Genomic DNA, 20,328 nt, shown 5'->3' on the forward strand with positions numbered 1-20,328 from the left:
ATGGGGGCCGTCCTTCGTCATCAGCCAGATTCGCCACGCATTCCCGTGCGCGGCAAGTCTGCGCCGCGCGGCGCCAGCCGCCTGGTGGCCAAGGAGCCGATCGGCGCGCGCCTGCCCAAGCCCAGCTTCGGTCTGCTCAAGCGCATCACCTGGCCGTTGCTGTTATTGGTGCTGGGTGTCGGCGCCTATGAGCTGGCCCAGCGCCTGTTGCCTTATGCCGATCGGCCGATCGCCAAGATCAGCGTCGAGGGCGATCTGAGCTACATCAGCCAGCAGGCGGTGCAGCAGCGCATCGCGCCCTTCGTCAGCGCGAGCTTCTTCAGCGTCGACCTGCTGGGCATGCGCCACGAGCTGGAGCGGATGCCCTGGATCGCCAGCGCCGAGGTGCGCCGGGTCTGGCCGGACCAGGTGCTGGTGCGTCTGGAGGAACAATTGCCGATCGCCCGCTGGGGCGACGAGGCGCTGCTCAACAACCAGGGCCAGGCTTTCGCCCCGCGGGAGCTGGCGCACTACGAGCACCTGCCGCAGCTGTATGGGCCCAAGCGCGCGCAGCAGCAGGTGATGCAACAGTACCAGGTGCTCAGCCAGATGCTGCGACCGATGGGTTTCTCGGTGGCGCGTCTGGAGCTGCGCGAGCGCGGCAGCTGGTTCCTGTCCACCGCCCAGGGCATCGAGCTGCTCCTGGGGCGGGACCATCTGGTGGAGAAGATCCGCCGTTTCAGTGCCATCTACGACAAGGCGCTGAAGGCGCAACAGACGAACATCGCGCGCATCGATCTGCGTTACGCCAACGGCCTGGCCGTGGCGTGGCGCGAGCCGGTCGCGCCGGCGGCGGCCGACAAGGTGGCCGTGCAGTGAATCAGGAGAAGACAGGACAAATGGCAAACGTGCAGAGCGGCAAGATGATCGTCGGCCTGGACATCGGCACCTCCAAGGTGGTGGCGCTGGTGGGCGAGGTGACGGCCGACGGCCAGCTGGAGATCGTCGGCATCGGTACCCACCCCTCGCGCGGCCTGAAGAAGGGCGTGGTGGTGAACATCGAATCCACCGTGCAGTCGATCCAGCGGGCGGTGGAGGAGGCGCAGCTGATGGCCGGCTGCCGCATCCACTCGGCCTTCGTCGGCGTGGCCGGCAACCATATCCGCAGCCTCAACAGCCACGGCATCGTCGCCATCCGCGACCGCGAGGTCAGCCCGGCCGACCTCGAGCGGGTGCTGGACGCGGCCCAGGCTGTGGCCATTCCGGCCGACCAGCGGGTGCTGCACACCCTGCCGCAGGACTACGTGATCGACAACCAGGAGGGCGTGCGCGAGCCCCTGGGCATGTCCGGCGTGCGTCTGGAGGCCAAGGTGCACGTGGTCACCTGCGCGGTGAACGCGGCGCAGAATGTCGAGAAGTGCGTGCGCCGCTGCGGCCTGGAGGTCGACGACATCATCCTCGAGCAGCTGGCCTCGGCCTATGCCGTGCTCACCGAGGACGAGAAGGAGCTGGGTGTATGCCTGGTCGACATCGGCGGCGGCACCACCGACATCTGCATCTTCACCGAGGGGGCGATCCGCCACACCGCGGTGATCCCGATCGCCGGCGATCAGGTCACCAACGACATCGCCATGGCCCTGCGTACCCCGACCCAGTACGCCGAGGAGATCAAGATCCGCTACGCCTGCGCCCTGGCCAAACTGGCCGGGGCCGGCGAGACCATCAAGGTGCCCAGCGTCGGCGACCGGCCGCCGCGCGACCTGTCGCGCCAGTCCCTGGCCGAGGTGGTCGAGCCGCGCTACGACGAGCTGTTCACCCTGATCCAGGCCGAGCTGCGGCGCAGCGGTTACGAGGACCTGATCCCGGCGGGCATCGTGCTCACCGGCGGCACGGCGAAGATGGAAGGCGCGGTCGAACTGGCCGAGGAGATCTTCCATATGCCGGTGCGTTTGGGCGTACCCCACAGCGTCAAGGGCCTGGCCGACGTGGTGCGCAACCCGATTTATTCCACCAGCGTGGGCCTGCTGCTCTATGGCCTGCAGAAGCAGGCCGACGGCATCTCCATGTCGTCGCTCGGCGGCTATGGCGATGAACCCAGGGCACCGGTACTGGAGCGGCTGAAACGCTGGGTCCAGGGCAATTTCTGATGTACAGCGGCGTGTGCAGTAGGCGTTACAACTAGAACAGGAAGGAGAGGGATTATGTTCGAACTAGTAGACAATGTTCCGCAAAGCGCGGTCATCAAGGTAATAGGCGTGGGCGGCGGCGGTGGCAACGCGGTCAACCACATGGCGAAAAACAACATCGAGGGCGTCGAGTTCATCTGCGCCAACACCGATGCCCAAGCGCTGAAGAACATCGGCGCGCGTACCGTGCTGCAACTCGGCCCGGGCGTGACCAAGGGTCTGGGCGCCGGCGCCAACCCGGAAGTCGGTCGTCAGGCCGCGCTGGAGGATCGCGAGCGTATCGCCGAAGTGCTGCAGGGCACCGATATGGTGTTCATCACCACCGGCATGGGCGGCGGCACCGGCACCGGCGCCGCCCCGGTGATCGCCGAGGTGGCCAAGGAGCTGGGCATTCTCACCGTGGCGGTGGTCACCCGGCCGTTCCCCTTCGAGGGCCGCAAGCGCATGCAGATCGCCGACGAAGGCATCCGCGCCCTGGCCGAGAGCGTCGACTCGTTGATCACCATTCCCAACGAGAAGCTGCTGACCATCCTCGGCAAGGACGCCAGCCTGCTGTCGGCCTTTGCCAAGGCGGACGACGTGCTGGCCGGCGCCGTGCGCGGCATCTCCGACATCATCAAGCGTCCAGGCATGATCAACGTCGACTTCGCCGACGTGAAGACGGTGATGAGCGAGATGGGCATGGCGATGATGGGCACCGGCTGCGCCAGCGGTCCGAACCGCGCCCGCGAAGCCACCGAGGCGGCGATCCGCAACCCGCTGCTGGAGGACGTCAATCTGCAGGGCGCCCGCGGCATCCTGGTGAACATCACCGCCGGTCCGGACCTGTCCCTGGGCGAGTACTCGGACGTGGGCAACATCATCGAGCAGTTCGCCTCCGAGCACGCCACCGTCAAGGTGGGCACCGTGATCGATCCGGACATGCGCGACGAGCTGCACGTCACCGTGGTCGCCACCGGTCTGGGCGCCCGCATCGAGAAGCCGGTCAAGGTGGTCGACAACACCGTGCAGGTCAACGCCACCGTGGCGGCTCCGGCAGCCCCGGCGCGTGCCGAGCAGAGCGTCAACTACAAGGACTACGAGCGGCCTACCGTGCAGCGCCAGAGCCATTCCGGTGCTGCCACGGCGGCCAAGATGAACCCACAGGACGACCTGGATTACCTGGATATCCCGGCCTTCCTGCGTCGCCAGGCCGATTGATGGAATGTATCAGGAGTATTAGGGTGATTGGTGTTCAGCAAAGGCCGGTTCTGCTATTATCGCCGGCCATTGTTGAAAACAATTCGCAACTAGTGCTATAGCGGCCAGAGCCATGATCAGACAACGCACCCTGAAGAACATTATCCGCGCCACCGGCGTCGGCCTGCATTCCGGGGAGAAGGTATACCTGACCCTGAAGCCGGCACCTGTGGACACCGGGATCGTGTTCCGTCGTACCGATCTCGACCCCGTGGTGGAAATCGCCGCGCGGGCGAGCAATGTCGGTGAAACCACCATGTCGACCACCCTGGTCAATGGTGACGTCAAGGTGGATACGGTAGAGCACCTGCTTTCGGCCATGGCAGGCCTGGGCATCGATAACGCCTACGTCGAACTCTCCGCGTCCGAAGTGCCGATCATGGATGGCAGCGCCGGTCCCTTCGTATTCCTGATTCAATCCGCCGGCCTGCAGGAGCAGGAGGCGGCGAAGAAGTTCATCCGCATCATCCGCGAGGTCACGGTGGAGGAGGGCGACAAGCGCGCCACCTTCGTGCCTTTCGATGGTTTCAAGGTGACCTTCGAGATCGACTTCGATCACCCGGTGTTCCGCAACCGCACCCAGTCGGCCAGCGTGGACTTCTCCAGCACCTCCTTCGTCAAGGAAGTCAGCCGGGCGCGCACCTTCGGCTTCATGCGCGACATCGAGTTCCTGCGTTCGCAGAACCTGGCGCTCGGCGGCAGCGTGGACAACGCCATCGTGGTGGACGAGTACCGCGTGCTCAACGAGGACGGCCTGCGTTACGAGGACGAGTTCGTCAAGCACAAGATTCTCGATGCCATCGGCGATCTCTACCTGCTGGGCAACAGCCTGATCGGCGAGTTCAAGGGCTTCAAGTCGGGGCATGCGCTGAACAACCGCCTGCTGCGCACCCTGATCGAGCAGACCGATGCCTGGGAAATGGTGACTTTCGAGGATGCCACGTCCGCGCCGATCTCCTACATGCGCCCGGTTGCGGCCGTGTAAGCGACACCTCCTTCCGTTGTTGAGTCGAGGCCACCCCCGGGGTGGCCTCTTTTTTTCGGGTGTTGCGCTCGAACTCGGCGCTCAGTCGGCGCCGCGGTGCTTGGCCAGACGCTCCAGGGCGGCGCGCAGCTTGGGATCGCTGATGCCCTCGGCGGTGGCCTGAATGTTCTCGGCGGCGCTGTCGGACAGACCGATAGTGCGACCGGGTGCACGCCTTTCGGCAGTCGGCGGTTGCACCTTGAAGAGGATTTTCGCTAAGGTCGCGAACTCTTCGAGTGCCTGCAACTGCCTGAGCAGGCGCCGTTGCTGGTAACGCAAACGGGTGGCCCAGTGGCCATCGGTGACGATAAGAAGCAGGCAACCCTCGCGCCACGACGCCACATGGCAGTGCTCGCGGGCCGCAGGTTGCAGCTGGCTCTCCAGCAAGCGCTGCAGATGATCGAGGCGTTGCGCCTGGTTGAACAGTGCTTTCAGGGGCTTCGCTTCGCGCAACAGCGCGGCGGGGGCTCGAGCCGGCAAGGGACGAAAGGTCATGGCAGGACGCCTGAAATTGTGGAGCCGCCATGGTAGCAGAAACCCTGCCGCCGCCTTGGGCCCCACCTTATAGGGGAAGCCATGCAAATCATCTTACTCAGTCGGCGCCACGGCGCCGCGCGCTCGCTCAGCCTGGAGTTGCGCTGGCTGCTGCTGACGCTGGCGGCGCTGGTCGCCATCGCGCTCGGCAGCGGGGTGGCGGTGGGCGCCTGGTGGGCGCCGCAGTCGCCCGGCCTGCAGGACAATGCGCAGATCGCCGAGGCCCTGGATCGCCAGCGCGCCGAGGTCGGCGCGGTGCGTGTCGATGCCCAGCGTCAACTGGACGCCTTCGCCGCCCATGTCGCCGAGCTGCAGGCGCGCCTGACCCGCCTGGATGCCCTGGGCGAGCGCCTGACCGAACTGGCCGAGCTGGATTCCAGCGAGTTCGACTTCTCCCTGGATGTCGGTCAGGGCGGTCCGGAGGAAATCCTCGACGGCGCCGCCTATGCACCGCCACCCTTTATCAGCACCCTGGACGAACTGGCCCTGCGCCTGGACAGCCGCGAGCAGCAGCTCGAAGTGCTGGAGCAGCTGCTGGCCGAGCGTCGTCTCGACGAGGCCGAGTACCTGGCCGGTCGGCCGGTGCTACAGGGCTACGTCTCCTCGCCGTTCGGCCGCCGCACCGACCCGTTGAGCGGTCGGCCGAGCGTGCACAAGGGCGTGGACTTCGCCGCCAAGGCCGGCAGCGCCGTGGTGGCCGTGGCCGCCGGGGTGGTCACGGCCTCCGGCCGGCGCTCCGGTTACGGCAACACGGTGGAGATCAGTCATGCCGACGGCTATGTCACCCTCTACGCGCACAATCGGCGAAATCTGGTGCAGGTCGGTGACCTGGTTCAGCGTGGTCAGACCATCGCCGAGGTCGGCAGCACTGGGCGCTCGACCGGCTACCACGTGCACTTCGAAGTCAGCAAAAATGGCCGGGTGGTCAACCCCACCAGCTTCATCGCGCGGGTCAGCGGCGTGGAATAACGCCGCTTTCCTCATCCCCGTTTCCGGGTAGAATGCCCCCTTCGCACGCAGCCATGAGGGCTGCCATGGGCCGTCCGCGGGCCGCCCTCCATCCATACGCCTGGAAGATCCTGTCGATATGTTTGCGCCTTTGTTGAAGAAACTCTTTGGAAGCAAGAATGAGCGTGAAGTCAAACGCATGCTCAAGATGGTGCAAACCGTCAATGCCTTCGAGGAGCAGATGCTCGCACTCTCGGACGAGCAGCTGCGCGCCAAGACCGACGAATTCAAGGCCCGCCTGGCGCAAGGCGAAACCCTCGATCAACTGCTGGCCGAAGCCTTCGCCGTAGCCCGCGAGGCGGGCAAGCGGGTGATGGGCATGCGCCACTTCGACGTGCAGCTGATCGGCGGCATGACCCTGCACGAAGGCAAGATCGCCGAGATGCGCACCGGCGAAGGCAAGACCCTGGTGGCGACCCTGGCGGTCTACCTCAACGCGCTGTCCGGCAAGGGCGTGCACGTGGTCACGGTCAACGACTACCTGGCCCGCCGCGACGCCAACTGGATGCGCCCGCTGTACGAATTCCTCGGCATGTCGGTGGGCATCGTCACGCCCTTCATGCCGCCGGAAGAGAAGCGCGCGGCCTATGCCGCCGACATCACCTACGGCACCAACAACGAATTCGGCTTCGACTACCTGCGCGACAACATGGCCTTCAGCCTGGACGAGAAGTTCCAGCGCGAGCTGAACTTCGCGGTGATCGACGAAGTCGACTCGATCCTCATCGACGAGGCGCGCACCCCGCTGATCATCTCCGGCCAGGCCGAGGACAGCTCCAAGCTGTACACCGAGGTCAACCGGCTGATCCCGCGCCTCAAGCGGCACATCGAGGAAGAGGAGGGCGTGGTCACCCAGGAAGGCCACTACAAGGTCGACGAGAAGACCCGCCAGGTCGAGCTGAACGAGGCCGGCCATCAGTTCGTCGAGGACATGCTGACCCAGGCCGGCCTGCTGGCCGAGGGCGAGAGCCTCTACTCGGCGCACAACCTGGGCCTGTTGACCCACGTCTATGCCGGCCTGCGCGCCCACACCCTGTTCCAGCGCAACGTCGAGTACATCGTGCAGAACAACCAGGTGCTGCTGATCGACGAGCACACCGGCCGCACCATGCCGGGGCGGCGCCTGTCCGAGGGCCTGCACCAGGCCATCGAGGCCAAGGAAGGGCTGCCGATCCAGGCCGAGAGCCAGACCCTGGCTTCGACCACCTTCCAGAACTACTTCCGCCTGTACGCCAAGCTGTCCGGCATGACCGGCACCGCCGACACCGAGGCCTTCGAGTTCCACCAGATCTACGGCCTGGCCGTGGTGGTGATTCCGACCAACCGGCCGCTGGCGCGCAAGGACTTCAACGACCTGGTCTATCTGACCCAGGAAGAGAAGTACGCGGCCATCATCACCGACATCAAGGAGTGCCAGGCCCAGGGCCGGCCGATCCTGGTCGGTACCGCCTCGATCGAGACCTCCGAGTACGTCTCGGCGCTGCTGAACAAGGAAGGCATCGAGCACAAGGTGCTCAACGCCAAGTTCCACGAGAAGGAAGCCGAGATCATCGCCCAGGCCGGGCGCCCGGGCGCCCTGACCATCGCCACCAACATGGCCGGCCGCGGCACCGACATCCTCCTGGGTGGCAACTGGGAGGTCGAGGTGGCGGCGCTGGAGAGCCCCACTGCCGAGCAGGTGGCGCAGATCAAGGCCGATTGGCAGAAGCGCCATCAGCAGGTGATCGAGGCCGGTGGCCTGCACGTGATCGCCTCCGAGCGTCACGAGTCGCGGCGCATCGACAACCAGCTGCGCGGCCGCGCCGGCCGTCAGGGCGACCCGGGCTCCAGCCGCTTCTACCTGTCGCTGGAAGACAGCCTGATGCGCATCTTCGCCTCGGACCGGGTGAAGAATTTCATGAAGGCCCTGGGCATGCAGGCCGGCGAGGCGATCGAGCACCGCATGGTGACCAACGCCATCGAGAAGGCCCAGCGCAAGGTCGAGGGGCGCAACTTCGACATGCGCAAGCAGTTGCTGGAATTCGACGACGTGGCCAACGAGCAGCGCAAGGTGATCTATCACATGCGCAACACCCTGCTGGCCGCCGACGACATCGGCGAGACCATCGCCGAGTTCCGCCGCGAGGTGCTGGACGGCACCATCAGCGCCCACATTCCGCCGCAGTCGATGCCCGAGCAGTGGGACATTCCCGGCCTGGAGGAGGCGCTGCACAGCGGCTTCGGTGCGAAACTGCCGGTCCAGCAGTGGCTCGACGAGGACGCCAAGCTGTACGAGGAAACCCTGCGCGAGCGCATCCTCCAGGAGCTGGTCGCCGCCTACAACGAGAAGGAAGAGCTGGCCAGCGCCGAGGCCCTGCGTACCTTCGAGAAGCAGATCCTGCTGCGGGTGCTGGACGACCTGTGGAAGGACCACCTGTCGACCATGGATCACCTGCGTCACGGCATTCACCTGCGCGGCTATGCGCAGAAGAATCCCAAGCAGGAGTACAAGCGCGAATCCTTCACCCTGTTCCAGGAACTGCTCGATTCCATCAAGCGCGACACCATCCGCGTGCTGTCCCATGTCCAGGTGCGCCGCGAGGACCCGGCCGAGGAAGAAGCCCGCCTGCGCCGCGAGGCCGAGGCGCTGGCCGAGCGCATGCAGTTCCAGCATGCCCAGGCGTCCGCCCTGGCTCAGCCCGAGGCCGTGGCCGAGGACGGCGATGTGGCGGTGGCCGCGGCGCCGGTGCGCGCCGAGCAGAAGATCGGCCGCAACGAGCCTTGCCCCTGCGGCTCCGGCAAGAAGTACAAGCACTGCCACGGCCAGGTCAGCTAAGGCCCCGCCGGGCATCGCCCGGCAGGTCTCGGCTATGCTGGGTCCAGGCTTGCAACGCCGCGAACGGTCGACACCGCTCGCGGCGTTTTACCATCGAATCCGGTCCTGTCCCCTGGCAGGTCCTCTATCCACAGGGCGTCGATGCCGGGCGAGCCTCGCCGCGTTCGACGTCCAGTTCTGCATACTCAAGGAGCACTTTCATGGCTGTTGGTCTTGGCCCGCTGTCTACCCTGCACCCGGTTCCAGGTTTCGAGCTGGGCATCGCCTCGGCCGGCATCAAGCGTCCCGGGCGCAAGGATGTGGTGGTGATGCGCTGCGCCGAAGGCTCCAGCGTCGCCGGGGTGTTCACCCTCAATGCCTTCTGCGCCGCGCCGGTGCTGCTGGCCAAGCAGCGCGTATCGGGCGCCGTGCGCTACCTGCTGACCAACACCGGCAACGCCAACGCCGGCACCGGCGAACCGGGCCTGCAGAACGCCGCGCGCACCTGCGCCACCCTGGCGCGCCTGGCCGGGGCCGACGAGCAGGCGGTGCTGCCGTTCTCCACCGGGGTGATCGGCGAGCCGCTGCCGGTGGAGAAGATCGAGGGCGCCCTGCAGGCCGCCCTGGACGACCTGGCGGAGGACAACTGGGCCGAGGCCGCCACCGGCATCATGACCACCGACACCCTGCCCAAGGGCGCCAGCCGCCAGTTCGAGCACGACGGCGTCACCGTCACCGTCACCGGCATCAGCAAGGGCGCCGGCATGATCAAGCCGAACATGGCGACCATGCTCGGCTACATCGCCACCGACGCCAAGGTCGCCCAGGGCGTGCTGCAGGACCTGCTACGCGACGCGGCGAACAAGTCGTTCAACCGCATCACCATCGACGGCGACACCTCGACCAACGACTGCTGCATGTTGATCGCCACCGGCCAGGCGCCGCTGGCGGAGATCGGCCAGGCCAGCGGCGCGCTGTTCGCCAAGCTCAAGGAGGCGGTGTTCGCGGTGTGCATGGAGGTGGCCCAGGCCATCGTCCGCGACGGCGAGGGCGCGACCAAGTTCGTCACGGTGACGGTCAACGGCGGCGCGACTCACCAGGAGTGCCTGGATGTCGGCTATGCCGTGGCCCATTCGCCGCTGATCAAGACCGCGCTGTTCGCCTCCGACCCCAACTGGGGGCGCATCCTCGCCGCGGTCGGCCGGGCCGGCGTGGCGCAGCTGGACGTGAGCAAGATCGATGTGTTCCTCGGCGACGTGTGCATCGCCAGCCGCGGCTGCCGCGCGACCAGCTACACCGAGGAGCAGGGGGCGGCGGTGATGGCCCGGGAGGAGATCGGCATCCGCATCGAGCTGGGGCGCGGCGCCTGCAGCGAGACCATCTGGACCACCGACCTGTCCCACGAGTACGTCAAGATCAACGCCGAATACCGCACCTGAGCGCGTCCTCTGTCCGCCGTTAGCCTCCCTATTCCCGTTATTCATGCCCCCATGAATAACGGGAATTTGCTATTCGCAGGGCCGCCTTTTACCGTCGTTCGAGCTTTCCCCATCCAGTCACGCAAGGAGCGACCCCATGTCCCTGACCCTGGTCATCGGCGATAAAACCTACTCGTCCTGGTCGCTGCGCGCGGCCCTGGCCCTGGAATTGGCCGAGGCGCCCTACACGGAAGTGTTGATCCCCCTGGACCGTCCGGACAGCAAGGCGCGCATCCTCGAACACTCGCCCAGCGGCAAGGTGCCGTTGCTGAAGACCGAGGCCGGTCCGGTGTGGGACTCCCTGGCGATCGCCGAGTACCTCGCCGAGCGTTTCCCCGAAGCCCACCTGTGGCCCCGTGGCGAGTATGCCCGGGCCCTGGCCCGCAGCCTGTGTGCGGAGATGCACAGCGGCTTCGCGGCCCTGCGCACCCATCTGCCCATGGACCTCAAGCGTGACCAGGCGCTGGACGCGATGCCTGCCGAGGCCCGGGCCGACATCGAGCGCATCTGCGCGCTGTGGGCGCAGTGCCGCGCGCGTTTCGGCCAGGACGGCCCCTTCCTGTTCGGCCATGCCAGCCTGGCGGATGCCTTCTTCGCTCCGGTGGCGGCGCGGTTGCGCGGTTACCGGGTCGAGCTGCCCGAGGTGGCGGCGGCCTATGTCGAGACCCTCTACCAGTGGCCGGCGTTCCAGCGCTGGTACCAGGCGGCCCAGGAGGAGCGTTGGCGGTGAAGCGCGTGCATGTGGCGGCGGCGGTGATCCGCGCCGCGGACGGTCGGGTGTTGCTCGCCAGGCGTGGCGACGATCAGCATCAGGGCGGCCTGTGGGAGTTCCCCGGCGGCAAGGTGGAGGCCGGCGAGGCGGTGCAGGCGGCCCTGGCCCGGGAGCTGGAGGAAGAGCTGGGCATCCGCCCGACGGCGGCGCGGCCGCTGATCCAGGTGCGTCACGACTACCCGGACAAGCAGGTGCTGCTGGACGTCTGGGAGGTCTCGGCCTTCGCCGGCGAGCCCCACGGCGCCGAGGGGCAGCCGCTGGCCTGGGTCGCGCCGCGGCAGCTGGACGACTACGCGTTTCCCGCGGCCAATCGGCCGATAGTCGCCGCCGCGCGGCTGCCCGAGCGCTACCTGATCACCCCCGACGGCCTGCAACCGTCGGAGCTGTTGCGCGGCGTGCGGGCCGCGCTGGACGACGGTGTCCGTCTGCTGCAGCTGCGCGCACCGGCCATGTTCGATGCCCAGTACCGCGACCTGGCAGTAGATGTCCAGGGACTGTGCGCCGGACGCGCCCAGTTGATGCTCAAGGGGCCGCTGGAGTGGCTCGGCGATTTTCCCGCCGCCGGCTGGCACCTGACCTCCGCCCAGCTGCGCGAGCTGGCGGCGGCCGGGCGGCCGCTGCCGGCGCAGCGCTGGCTGGCGGCCTCCTGTCACGGCGGCGAGGAACTGGCCCTGGCCGCGCAGCTGGAGGTGGACTTCGTCACCCTGTCGCCGCTGCAGGCCACCGCCAGCCATCCCGAGGCGCCGCCCCTGGGCTGGGCGCGGGCGCGGGAGCTGCTGCAGGGCTTCGATCGGCCGGCCTATCTGCTCGGCGGCGTCGGTCCCGCCGAGGTCGAGCGGGCCTGGCAGGTCGGGGCGCAGGGGGTGGCCGGTATTCGCGCATTCTGGCCCGGCTGAGCGGTGCCTTGACGCGGGGTGCGGCGGACGCTGTATAGTGCCTGCCCCGAAATGGTGCGTGAAAGGCGGAAGTTCCGGCGGTGAATAGTTTCAAAGGCTGGTTGCAGGCGTTCTGGCCAGAGCCGATGGCGGTCAGCCATGGCGAGCAGCTGCTGAGCAGCCTCGGCGTGCTGCTGGGGCTGCTGTTCAGTGGCTGGGTCGCGCGTCAGGCGCTGGGTGACGCGGGGCTCTGGCTGGTGGCCCCCATGGGTGCCTGTGCCGTGCTGCTGTTCGCCGTGCCCTCCAGCCCGCTGGCCCAGCCCTGGTCGGTGCTGGGCGGTAATCTGGTCACTGCCCTGGTCGGCGTCGCCTGCGCCCACTGGCTGGGGCATAGCCTGCTGGCCGCCGGGGTGGCGGTGGCCATCGCCCTGGTGGCGATGTTCGTGTTGCGCTGCCTGCATCCTCCGGGCGGCGCGGTGGCCCTGACCGCCGTGCTGGGCGGCGAGGAGGTCGCCCGGCTCGGCTACTACTTCGCCCTGTATCCGGTGGCGCTCAACAGCCTCGGTCTGTTGCTTATCGCCCTGGTGTTCAACAATGCCTTCCGCCGCCGCTATCCCCATCGCGCGACCCAGGTGGCCAACCCGCACAAGACCCGCGATCTGCCGCCGCGCGACCGCCTGGGCTTCACCGCCGCCGACCTGGATGCGGTGCTCGCCGAGCGCGACGAGCTGCTCGACATCGCCCGCGAGGACCTGGTGCAGATCCTCCGTCAGACCGAGGAGCGCGCCTACCGCAGGCGCTTCGGCGAAATACGCTGTGCCGACATCATGTCCCGCGACGTGCTGTGTCTGGCGCCGGAAACCAGCCGGGCCGAGGCCTGGGCCAAGATGCAGGACCACCGCCTGACGGCCATGCCGGTGCTCAACCCGCAGCGCCAGTTGCAAGGCATGCTCTATCTGCATGACTTGCTCCAGACCGAGGGCGCCAGTGGCGAGGAGCCGGTGCGGGCCTTGATGCGCACCCAGGTGCCGAGCTGCGGACCGCAGTGGCCGAGCATCCGCCTGGTGCAGCGCCTGGCCAGCGGCGAGGTGCACAAGGTGCCGGTGCTGGACGAGGACGGAGTGCTGCTGGGTATCGTCACCCAGACCGATCTGGTGGCGGCCCTGTACCGTCGCTCTCTGGAGAGCGAGCCGCTGCCGGCCGCCGAGGCCGGTGACTAGGGCCATCGGCAGCGGGAGATGACCCCGGAGCCGGACGCCGGGCCTGGGCCATGAGGCTGCCGGCGCCGACGAGTGTCTTTGACGCCAGGCGGCGGGCTGCGGCCTAATAGCGGGCCAGTCCGCCGCCGTCCGCCGAATCGCATCATGTCCGTAACCGCCCGTTCCCCGTCCAGCCTGCGCCCGAGCACCCTGCATCTGCCCCCAGGCGACTGGGCCACGGTGCTCGACTGCCTGGCGGCGCATTTCCCGGCGATCGGCCGCGAACAGTGGCTGCAGCGCATGGCCCGGGGGCGGGTGCTGGATGCCCAGGGCGCGCCGATCGACCCGCAGCGGCCCTACCGGGTCGGGTTGCGGGTGCACTATTTTCGTGAGGTGGCGGTCGAGACGCCGATACCCTTCGAGGAGACTGTGCTGCATCTCGACGAGCACCTGCTGGTGGCCGACAAGCCGCACTTCCTGCCGGTGATGCCGGCTGGCGAGTATGTCGAGCAGACCCTGCTGGCGCGTCTGGCCAAGCGCCTGGGCAATGCCGATCTGGTGCCGCTGCACCGCATCGACCGGCATACCGCCGGCCTGGTGCTGTTCTCCACCAATCCCGAGAGCCGCGGCCGCTATCAGGCGCTGTTTCGCGAGCGGCGCATCGACAAGTGTTACGAGGCCCTGGCCCCGGCGTTGCCGCAGCTGGCGTTTCCCCTGCTGCGGCGCACCCGGTTGGTGGCCGGTGAGCCGTTCTTCCGCATGCGCGAGGAGGCCGGCGCTGGCAACAGCGAGACGCGCATCGAGGTCGCCGATAGGCTGGGCGAGCTGTGGCGTTACGCGCTCTATCCGATCACCGGCAAGAAGCACCAGCTGCGCGTGCACCTGGCTGCCCTCGGCGCGCCGATCTGCAACGACCCCTTCTATCCCGAGGTGAGCGACGCGGCCGATGCCGCGGACGACTATGCCAGGCCGCTCAAGCTGCTGGCCCGGGGGCTGGCGTTCGTCGATCCGCTTGGCGGCCAGTCGCGCCGCTTCGAGAGCCGGCTCAGCCTGCTCCCCTAGCTAGGCCTGCGGCTTGGCGGCCTCCTGCCAGAGCACTTCATCGACCTGCTGGCGCCGGGCGATCAGCCGGGCGGCGACGAACAGCAGGTCGGACAGGCGGTTGACATAGGCCAGAGCGACGCCGCGCAGCGGCTCCAGGGCGTTGAGCTGCTGGCAGCGGCGTTCGGCCGTGCGCGCCAGGCTGCGACAGACATGGGCCTGGGCCACCAGCCGCGAGCCGCCGGGGAGGATGAAGTTCTGCAGCGGGCCGAGCTCGGCGTTCCAGCGGTCGATGGCCGCCTCCAGGCGCACCACCTCGGCCGGTTGCAGGGCCTGGTAAGCCGGCATCGCCAGTTCGCCGCCGAGGTCGAACAGGCGATGCTGGCAGGGCGCGAGCACCTCGATCACCTCGTGCAGGGCCGGGCAGGCACCGACCTGTTCGCCGAGCAGGGCCAACAGCAGACCGAGCTGGCTGTTGAGGCTGTCCAGCTCGCCCATGGCCTCCACCCGCGGATGGTCCTTGGGCACCCGACGGCCGTCGCCCAGTCCGGTCTCGCCGGCGTCGCCGGTGCGCGTGTAGATCTTCGACAGTCGATTGCCCATGTTCAGGAACCCGTATGTTCGGCGGCGGTAGTCAGGGGCAGGCGCAGGGTGAAGCAGGTGCCCTGGCCGCGCTTGGACTGCACCTCCATCTGCCCCTTGTGGTTGTTGGTGACGATGAAATAGGAGACCGACAGGCCCAGTCCGGTGCCCTGGCCGACCTCCTTGGTGGTGAAGAAGGGCTCGAAGACGCGCTTGCGCACCGCATCGGGCATGCCGACACCGTTGTCCTCCACCTGGATCTCCGCCCAGGGCGGTGCCAGGCGGGTGCGCAGGGTGATCTGCCCGGGGGCATCGGCATCGGTGCGCTGGTGGATGGCCTGGGCGGCGTTCTTCAGCAGGTTGAGCAGCACCTGTTCCAGTTCGTTGGCGGTGCAGGGCACCGGCCCCAGCTCGGGGTCGAATTCGCGCCGGATGAGCAGGCTCTTGAAGTCGAAGCGATCGGTCAGGTCGAAGTCGTTGCTGGCGATCTCCAGGGCCTGGTCGATCAGCGCCGGCAGCAAGCAGGGTGCCAGTTGGCGAGTGCTGCGGCGGCTGAAGCTGAGCATGTGGCTGACGATGCGTGCGGCGCGGGTGCCGGCCTGCTGGATGCCGTCGAGCAGCGGTGGAATCTTGCGGGCTTGCAGGTACTGGTCGATGGCTGCCAGGCACAGGCCCAGTTGCTCGGCCTGCTCGCGGTTCTTCTCCAGCTCCGGCGACAGGCGCCGGCGGATGTTCTGCACGTTGTGCAGGATGGCGCCCAGGGGATTGTTGATCTCATGGGCCATGCCGGCGGCCAGGCTGCCGACCGAGAGCATCTTCTCCGACTGCACCATCATCTCCTCCAGGCCCAGGCGCTGGGTGATGTCGTCGATGCGGATCACCACGCCGCGGCCGGCGCCGCCCATCAGCGGGTAGAAGGTCAGGGCGTAGTGACGCGGTTCCTCGTCCTTGCTCCAGGTCACCCGCTCGATCTTCTCCACCCGGTGCTCCTCGGCGGTGCGCCTGAGCTGGGCGAGAAACGGCTTGAGCGGCGGGAAGGCGAGGAACACCGGCTGGTTCAGCGCCTCGCTCAGGGAAGTGCCGGACAGGACGCTGGCCTCCTGATTCCACTGGGTGACGTAAAGCTGTTCGTCCAGGGCGATCAGCGCCGAGGGCATGGAATCGATGATGCTGTTGAGGTAGTTCTGAAAGCCGGTGAGTTTCTTCTCGATCTTGCTGCGCACCTGCACTTCCAGCTCCAGCTTGCGGTTGGAGTGGCGGGTCTCCTCGGCCAGGCTGTGGGCCTGGTCGAAGGCCGCCTGGGCGTCGTCGCGGGCGCGCTTGAGCTGTTGTTCGCGGGCCTCCATGCGCATCAGCATGGTATTGAAGGCCTCGGCCAGGCTGCCGATCTCGTCGCGATTGCCGCGGCGGGCGCGCAGGGCGTAGTTCTCTTCGCGGGTGACCTGGCGCGACAGCTCCTCCAGCTTGCGGATCGGCTTGGTCACCAGCCGGCGGATCTGCCGGGCGACGATCAGCCAGAGCAGCACGCTGAAGGCGAGGATCGCGCCGCTGGCGGTCAGGGTGCCGGTGTAGAAGGCGCCGGGCAGCTCCCCCGAGGCGATCAGCAGCAGGTAGCCGGGGCGCCGGCCCGGCTGCGCCAGCTCGACCAGATGGGTGGTGCGGAACTCGTGTTTGCGCCAGGCCTCCAGTTCCTCGATGCGTTGCGGCAGCTGCAGCTCCTCGCCGCGTTGCAGTTGCGCCAGGCTGACCCCGTCGCCGTCGTAGAGCACCGCGGCGCGCAGGGGCGGGTAGTCGTCCAGGCGGGCCAGCAGGCGTTCGGCGGCGCCTGCCGAGCTCAGCGCCTCGTGGCTCAGCGGCGGGCTGGCGATCAACCGGCCGAGGGTGTGCAGGGCCTGGGGGGCGACGCTTTGCTGGGAGATCCAGTAGGCGGCGCTGATAAAGGCCAGGTTGGCCGCCAGCAGCACGGCCGCCAGCAAGACCAGGAGCGCGGCGAGCAGTTTGCGGCCGACCGGCAGGTTTTCGAGGCGCTGGCGCAGGGACATGGGCGGGTCGCGGTGGCGGAAGTGCGGGCAGGTTAACGCGGGCCTTAGTGGCGGGGCAATCCGCGTTCGGCCAGGTGCCCGAGCAGGCGCTGGTGCAGGGCCTCCAGGTGCGGCAGCAGCAGGCGGTGACGCCGTGCGGTGGCGCAGGCATGGCCCAGCAGGTAGGCGATCTCGGTGCGGCGGCCCTGGGCGACGTCCTGATGCATCGACGAATAGTTCGCCGCGGTGGCCTGGATCACCCGTTGCACCTCGTCGTGCAGCGCGCTGGCGGCGTCGGGCTGGCCGCAGCAGCGCAGCAGTTCGGCGAGTTCGCCGCAGAGCGTGGCGACCTCCGCCGGATGTTGCAGTAGGCCGCCGTTGCGGCAGTCGTAGAGCACCGTCAGCGGGTTGATCGCGCAGTTCAGCGCCAGCTTGCGCCACAGCCGGGCGAGGATGTCCAGGCTCCAGTCGTGGGCGATGCCGGCGCGCTGCAGGTCCGCCAGCCAGGCGGGCGCGGCGAGATCCAGCGGGTCGCCGAGCCAGGTGTGGCCGTGACCGGCGAAGACCACCCGCCAGGCGCCGTCACGGAAGGCGCCCTCGGTGCTGGAGGCGAGGATGCAGCGGGCCTGCGGCAGCCGCGCGGCGACCGCGTCCTGGCTGCCCAGGCCGTTCTGCAGCAGGATCACCTCGGCGCCACCTGCCAGGCGTGGCGCCAGGCCGGCGACGGCATCCTCGGCGTCATAGGCCTTGCAGGCCAGCAGCAGACGCCGGATGGGCGTGGGGTCGGCGGCGGTCTCGGCGTCCAGCGAGTAGCGCCGGGCCTGGCCCTGCTCGACCAGGCTCAGGCCGCCGGCACGGCGGTAGGCCGCCAGGCGCTGCGGGGTGCGCAGGATCAGCCGCACCGGCACCCCGGCGCGGGCCAGGCGCACGGCCCACAGGCTGCCGAGGCTGCCGGCGCCGAGTATGTGCCAGGTCGTTGCGTTGCTATCGCTCATGGGCGGCAAGTCTATCGCGGCGGGCGCCGGGGAGTCCTCTTATTGCCGTGCAGGGAGGCGCATGGCGGCGATCCGGCCACTGGCATAGGACTCGGGCAGCAGGCCAGCGGCCCGCTCGATCAGGCTGTCCGGGTCGAGCGGCAGGCTCTTGGCGTCGAGGCTGACCAGGCCGATGCCGGCCTTGAGGCCGATGAAGCCCTCGCTGGTCTTGAACGCCTTGAGGTTCAGGCCTTCGTACAGGCGGCGGAAGCTGTTGGGCGAACACTCGTGCAGGTCTTCGGGCAGGGTGAGCAGGGCGAAGTGGTGGTCGTCCAGGCGTACCAGCACGTCCAGCGGCCGTACCAGCTGCTGCAGGCGCCGGGCGGCGCCGTGCAGCAGCTCGTTGTAGAGATTCTGACCGTGCTGCTGCAACAGCTCGCCGGCTTCCTGCAGGCCGATCAGCAGGTAGCACAGCGCACCGCCGCGGGCTTCGATCTGACGCAGGCTGTCCTGCAGCTTCTGGCGCAGGTAGCGCGAGTTGCCCAGGCCGGTCAGGGTATCGACCAGGTTGCGTTGTTCCAGGCTGGAGATGTTCTGGGTCAGCAGGCGATTCTCCTGGAGCAGGCGCTGCAGGGTGTTGCACAGGCGGTCGGCGGCGAACACCCGCGGTACCAGCTGTTCGTTCATCGCCGCCTTGTTGATGAAGTCGTCCACGCCGCGATCGAAGGCCTCGCCCAGGACGTTTTCGCCTTCCTTGCCGGTCAGCAGCATGACGTAGGTGTAGTGCTCGGTCATCTCGTCCAGCTGGCGCACTCGTCCGGTCAGCTCGAGGCCGTCCATCTCAGGCATCAGCCAGTCGGCCAGGAGTACGCTGGCGGGACGCTGCTCGAGCTGGCCGATGGCTTCGGCGGCGCTGCTGGCGAAGCGCAGGTCTTGATAGCCCGCCTGTCTAAGGGCGCGGCCGATCATGGCGCTGGAAAACTTGGCGTCGTCCACCACCAGAATGCTGAGATGGGGGTTGGGCATGGCGGCAGGCTCGCAGGGCGGTCGTGTTGGCCCGGTACATCGCCGGGCAGTGTGTATGGCTAAGGATATATACTGGCTCGGTTTTTTCACCGTCAAGCCAGGCGTACCCGGTCCGTGATTTGGGTCGCGCCGTTTATCAGGAGGAAGCCCATGCCTTCATTCGACGTGGTGTCCGAACTGGACAAGCACGAAGTCACCAACGCCGTGGACAATGCCGTCAAGGAACTGGAGCGTCGCTACGACCTGCGTGGCAAAGGCAGCTTCGAGTTGAAGGAGCTGACGGTCAACCTGACCGCCGACGCCGACTTCCAGCTGGAACAGATGCTGGAGATTCTCAAGCTCTGCCTGGTCAAGCGCAAGGTCGACGTGCAGTGCCTGGAGTTCAAGGACGCCTATCCCTCGGGCAAGAGCGTCAAGCAGGAGGTGATCCTGCGCGAAGGCATCGACAAGGACCTGGCGAAGAAGATCGTCGCCCACATCAAGGACAGCAAGCTCAAGGTGCAGGCCGCGATCCAGGGCGAGCAGGTGCGCATCACCGGCAAGAAGCGCGACGACCTGCAGGAATGCATCGCCAGCCTGCGCGCCAAGGACTTCGGCATGCCGCTGCAGTTCAACAACTTCCGCGACTGATCGCGAATGATTGAACCTCTGCGCGGCGATGGCGTCGCAGCAAGGGTGATAGCACTTTGACCGCCATGGCTCGCCATGGCGGTTGCGTTTCATGCATTGGAAACCCCTGGTGGGCGAAAGACTAAGAAGGAGCGAAGGATGGAAATGAGCGTCGAGCAACTGGTGAAGATGTCGGAGACCTGGCTGCCGGTGGTGCTGAACTACGGCGGCAAGCTGACCCTGGCGCTGCTCACCCTGCTGATCGGTTGGTGGCTGATCAACGCCCTGACCCGCAAGGTCGGCGGCCTGATGGAGCGGCGCAACGTCGACCGTGCCCTGCACGGTTTCATCGGCAGCCTGGCCGGTATCGTCCTCAAGGTGTTGCTGCTGGTCAGTGTGGCGTCGATGGTGGGCGTGGAGACCACCTCGTTCATCGCGGCTATAGGTGCCGCCGGCCTGGCCATCGGCCTGGCCCTGCAGGGCAGCCTGGCGAATTTCGCCGGCGGCGTGCTGATCTTGCTGTTCCGTCCGTTCCGCGCCGGGGACTGGATCGAGGCCCAGGGCGTGTCCGGCAGCGTCGACAGCATCCAGATCTTCCATACCACGCTGAAGACCGCCGACAACAAGGTGGTGATAGTGCCCAACGGCAGCCTGTCCAACGGTCACATCACCAACTACTCCCGTGAGCCCAAGCGCCGCGCGGAAATCAAGGTGGGCATCGATTACGCCAGCGATATCAAGCGAGCCCGCGAGGTGCTGTTGCAGATCGCCGAGGATGCCCGGGTGCTCAAGGACCCGGCGCCGGTGGTCTATGTGGTCGGCCTGGGCGATAACTCGGTCGACCTGGCGCTGCGGGTGTGGGTGGAAACGGCGGATTTCTGGCCGGTGACCTTCGAGTTCACCGAACTGGCCAAGGAGCGCCTGGACCAGGCCGGCATCGGCATTCCCTTCCCGCAGCGGGTGGTGCACCTGGTGCAGGCGAGCTGA

The 20,328-nt window shown here is 67.5% G+C and carries 18 protein-coding genes; 13 read left to right on the top strand and 5 right to left on the bottom strand.

What is annotated here, in order from left to right; genetic code table 11:
• The 4 genes from ACSX1C_RS20335 (at position 1) to lpxC (ending at position 4,389) form a co-directional block, all read left to right on the top strand.
• Positions 1-858 (top strand): cell division protein FtsQ/DivIB, encoded by an 858-nt coding sequence (locus ACSX1C_RS20335; protein WP_439887606.1) that lies wholly within the window; start codon positions 1-3, stop codon positions 856-858.
• A 20-nt stretch (positions 859-878) separates the two neighbouring features.
• Positions 879-2,126, top strand: coding sequence for a cell division protein FtsA (gene ftsA / locus ACSX1C_RS20340; RefSeq protein WP_318643236.1), 1,248 nt, complete (start codon positions 879-881; stop codon positions 2,124-2,126).
• A gap of 54 nt (positions 2,127-2,180) precedes the next feature.
• Positions 2,181-3,365, top strand: coding sequence for a cell division protein FtsZ (gene ftsZ / locus ACSX1C_RS20345; RefSeq protein ID WP_439887607.1), 1,185 nt, complete (start codon positions 2,181-2,183; stop codon positions 3,363-3,365).
• Between the two features lie 112 nt (positions 3,366-3,477).
• On the top strand, positions 3,478-4,389 hold the full coding sequence (gene lpxC / locus ACSX1C_RS20350) for a UDP-3-O-acyl-N-acetylglucosamine deacetylase (RefSeq protein WP_318643233.1): 912 nt from the start codon (positions 3,478-3,480) through the stop codon (positions 4,387-4,389).
• An 81-nt stretch (positions 4,390-4,470) separates the two neighbouring features.
• On the opposite strand, the gene ACSX1C_RS20355 is transcribed toward lpxC, so the two are convergent.
• Entirely contained in the window at positions 4,471-4,923 is a 453-nt protein-coding gene (locus ACSX1C_RS20355; protein ID WP_318643231.1) for a DciA family protein, read from the bottom strand.
• 81 nt (positions 4,924-5,004) lie between these two features.
• On the opposite strand from ACSX1C_RS20355, the gene ACSX1C_RS20360 reads away from it, so the two are divergent.
• The 7 genes from ACSX1C_RS20360 (at position 5,005) to ACSX1C_RS20390 (ending at position 14,150) form a co-directional block, all read left to right on the top strand.
• The gene (locus ACSX1C_RS20360; RefSeq protein WP_439887608.1) at positions 5,005-5,931 is read left to right on the top strand and encodes a M23 family metallopeptidase; all 927 of its coding nucleotides are present in this window, start codon (positions 5,005-5,007) and stop codon (positions 5,929-5,931) included.
• Positions 5,932-6,049: 118 nt separating this feature from the next.
• Positions 6,050-8,785, top strand: a complete 2,736-nt coding sequence (secA, locus tag ACSX1C_RS20365) for a preprotein translocase subunit SecA (RefSeq protein ID WP_439887609.1) — start codon at positions 6,050-6,052, stop codon at positions 8,783-8,785.
• Positions 8,786-8,985: 200 nt separating this feature from the next.
• Positions 8,986-10,203, top strand: a complete 1,218-nt coding sequence (gene argJ / locus ACSX1C_RS20370) for a bifunctional glutamate N-acetyltransferase/amino-acid acetyltransferase ArgJ (protein WP_439887610.1) — start codon at positions 8,986-8,988, stop codon at positions 10,201-10,203.
• A 136-nt stretch (positions 10,204-10,339) separates the two neighbouring features.
• The gene (locus ACSX1C_RS20375) at positions 10,340-10,972 is read left to right on the top strand and encodes a glutathione S-transferase family protein (protein WP_439887611.1); all 633 of its coding nucleotides are present in this window, start codon (positions 10,340-10,342) and stop codon (positions 10,970-10,972) included.
• On the top strand, positions 10,969-11,910 hold the full coding sequence (locus tag ACSX1C_RS20380) for a Nudix family hydrolase (protein WP_439887612.1): 942 nt from the start codon (positions 10,969-10,971) through the stop codon (positions 11,908-11,910). Before ACSX1C_RS20375 ends, ACSX1C_RS20380 begins: the two co-directional genes overlap by 4 nt.
• Before the next feature lie 80 nt (positions 11,911-11,990).
• A complete protein-coding gene (locus tag ACSX1C_RS20385) occupies positions 11,991-13,109 on the top strand; it encodes an HPP family protein (RefSeq protein ID WP_439887613.1) in 1,119 nt (372 codons plus the stop codon).
• Between the two features lie 144 nt (positions 13,110-13,253).
• The gene (locus ACSX1C_RS20390) at positions 13,254-14,150 is read left to right on the top strand and encodes a pseudouridine synthase (protein WP_439887614.1); all 897 of its coding nucleotides are present in this window, start codon (positions 13,254-13,256) and stop codon (positions 14,148-14,150) included.
• Here the strand turns inward: ACSX1C_RS20390 and ACSX1C_RS20395 are convergent, their stop codons facing one another.
• Genes ACSX1C_RS20395 through ACSX1C_RS20410 form a run of 4 tightly spaced genes read right to left on the bottom strand, consistent with a single transcriptional unit; the run spans position 14,151 to position 18,732 of the window.
• Positions 14,151-14,732, bottom strand: a complete 582-nt coding sequence (locus tag ACSX1C_RS20395) for a cob(I)yrinic acid a,c-diamide adenosyltransferase (RefSeq protein WP_439887615.1) — start codon at positions 14,730-14,732, stop codon at positions 14,151-14,153.
• Between the two features lie 2 nt (positions 14,733-14,734).
• The gene (locus tag ACSX1C_RS20400; protein ID WP_439887616.1) at positions 14,735-16,753 is read right to left on the bottom strand and encodes a sensor histidine kinase; all 2,019 of its coding nucleotides are present in this window, start codon (positions 16,751-16,753) and stop codon (positions 14,735-14,737) included.
• 44 nt (positions 16,754-16,797) lie between these two features.
• Positions 16,798-17,727, bottom strand: coding sequence for a putative 2-dehydropantoate 2-reductase (locus ACSX1C_RS20405; RefSeq protein WP_439887617.1), 930 nt, complete (start codon positions 17,725-17,727; stop codon positions 16,798-16,800).
• 39 nt (positions 17,728-17,766) lie between these two features.
• Complete coding sequence (locus ACSX1C_RS20410; protein WP_439887618.1) at positions 17,767-18,732, bottom strand: response regulator; 966 nt, start codon at positions 18,730-18,732, stop codon at positions 17,767-17,769.
• Positions 18,733-18,882: 150 nt separating this feature from the next.
• Here ACSX1C_RS20410 and ACSX1C_RS20415 point away from each other — a divergent pair, with 150 nt between their 5' ends.
• Positions 18,883-19,362 (top strand): YajQ family cyclic di-GMP-binding protein, encoded by a 480-nt coding sequence (locus ACSX1C_RS20415; protein ID WP_439887619.1) that lies wholly within the window; start codon positions 18,883-18,885, stop codon positions 19,360-19,362.
• Between the two features lie 138 nt (positions 19,363-19,500).
• The gene (locus tag ACSX1C_RS20420; RefSeq protein WP_439887620.1) at positions 19,501-20,328 is read left to right on the top strand and encodes a mechanosensitive ion channel family protein; all 828 of its coding nucleotides are present in this window, start codon (positions 19,501-19,503) and stop codon (positions 20,326-20,328) included.

This window comes from Pseudomonas sp. MBLB4123, from assembly GCF_051904775.1.
In the GTDB taxonomy this organism is placed as follows: Bacteria; Pseudomonadota; Gammaproteobacteria; order Pseudomonadales; family Pseudomonadaceae; genus Aquipseudomonas; species Aquipseudomonas benzenivorans_B.

Coding starts and splice junctions, on each gene's coding strand:
- ACSX1C_RS20375 (WP_439887611.1), top strand. CDS start 10,340: ATGTCCCTGACCCTGGTCATCGGCGATAAAACCTACTCGTCCTGGTCG.
- ACSX1C_RS20335 (WP_439887606.1), top strand. CDS start 1: ATGGGGGCCGTCCTTCGTCATCAGCCAGATTCGCCACGCATTCCCGTG.
- ACSX1C_RS20390 (WP_439887614.1), top strand. CDS start 13,254: ATGTCCGTAACCGCCCGTTCCCCGTCCAGCCTGCGCCCGAGCACCCTG.
- argJ (WP_439887610.1), top strand. CDS start 8,986: ATGGCTGTTGGTCTTGGCCCGCTGTCTACCCTGCACCCGGTTCCAGGT.
- ACSX1C_RS20360 (WP_439887608.1), top strand. CDS start 5,005: ATGCAAATCATCTTACTCAGTCGGCGCCACGGCGCCGCGCGCTCGCTC.
- ACSX1C_RS20420 (WP_439887620.1), top strand. CDS start 19,501: ATGGAAATGAGCGTCGAGCAACTGGTGAAGATGTCGGAGACCTGGCTG.
- ACSX1C_RS20410 (WP_439887618.1), bottom strand. CDS start 18,732: ATGCCCAACCCCCATCTCAGCATTCTGGTGGTGGACGACGCCAAGTTT.
- ACSX1C_RS20405 (WP_439887617.1), bottom strand. CDS start 17,727: ATGAGCGATAGCAACGCAACGACCTGGCACATACTCGGCGCCGGCAGC.
- ACSX1C_RS20395 (WP_439887615.1), bottom strand. CDS start 14,732: ATGGGCAATCGACTGTCGAAGATCTACACGCGCACCGGCGACGCCGGC.
- ftsZ (WP_439887607.1), top strand. CDS start 2,181: ATGTTCGAACTAGTAGACAATGTTCCGCAAAGCGCGGTCATCAAGGTA.
- secA (WP_439887609.1), top strand. CDS start 6,050: ATGTTTGCGCCTTTGTTGAAGAAACTCTTTGGAAGCAAGAATGAGCGT.
- lpxC (WP_318643233.1), top strand. CDS start 3,478: ATGATCAGACAACGCACCCTGAAGAACATTATCCGCGCCACCGGCGTC.
- ACSX1C_RS20400 (WP_439887616.1), bottom strand. CDS start 16,753: ATGTCCCTGCGCCAGCGCCTCGAAAACCTGCCGGTCGGCCGCAAACTG.
- ftsA (WP_318643236.1), top strand. CDS start 879: ATGGCAAACGTGCAGAGCGGCAAGATGATCGTCGGCCTGGACATCGGC.
- ACSX1C_RS20415 (WP_439887619.1), top strand. CDS start 18,883: ATGCCTTCATTCGACGTGGTGTCCGAACTGGACAAGCACGAAGTCACC.
- ACSX1C_RS20355 (WP_318643231.1), bottom strand. CDS start 4,923: ATGACCTTTCGTCCCTTGCCGGCTCGAGCCCCCGCCGCGCTGTTGCGC.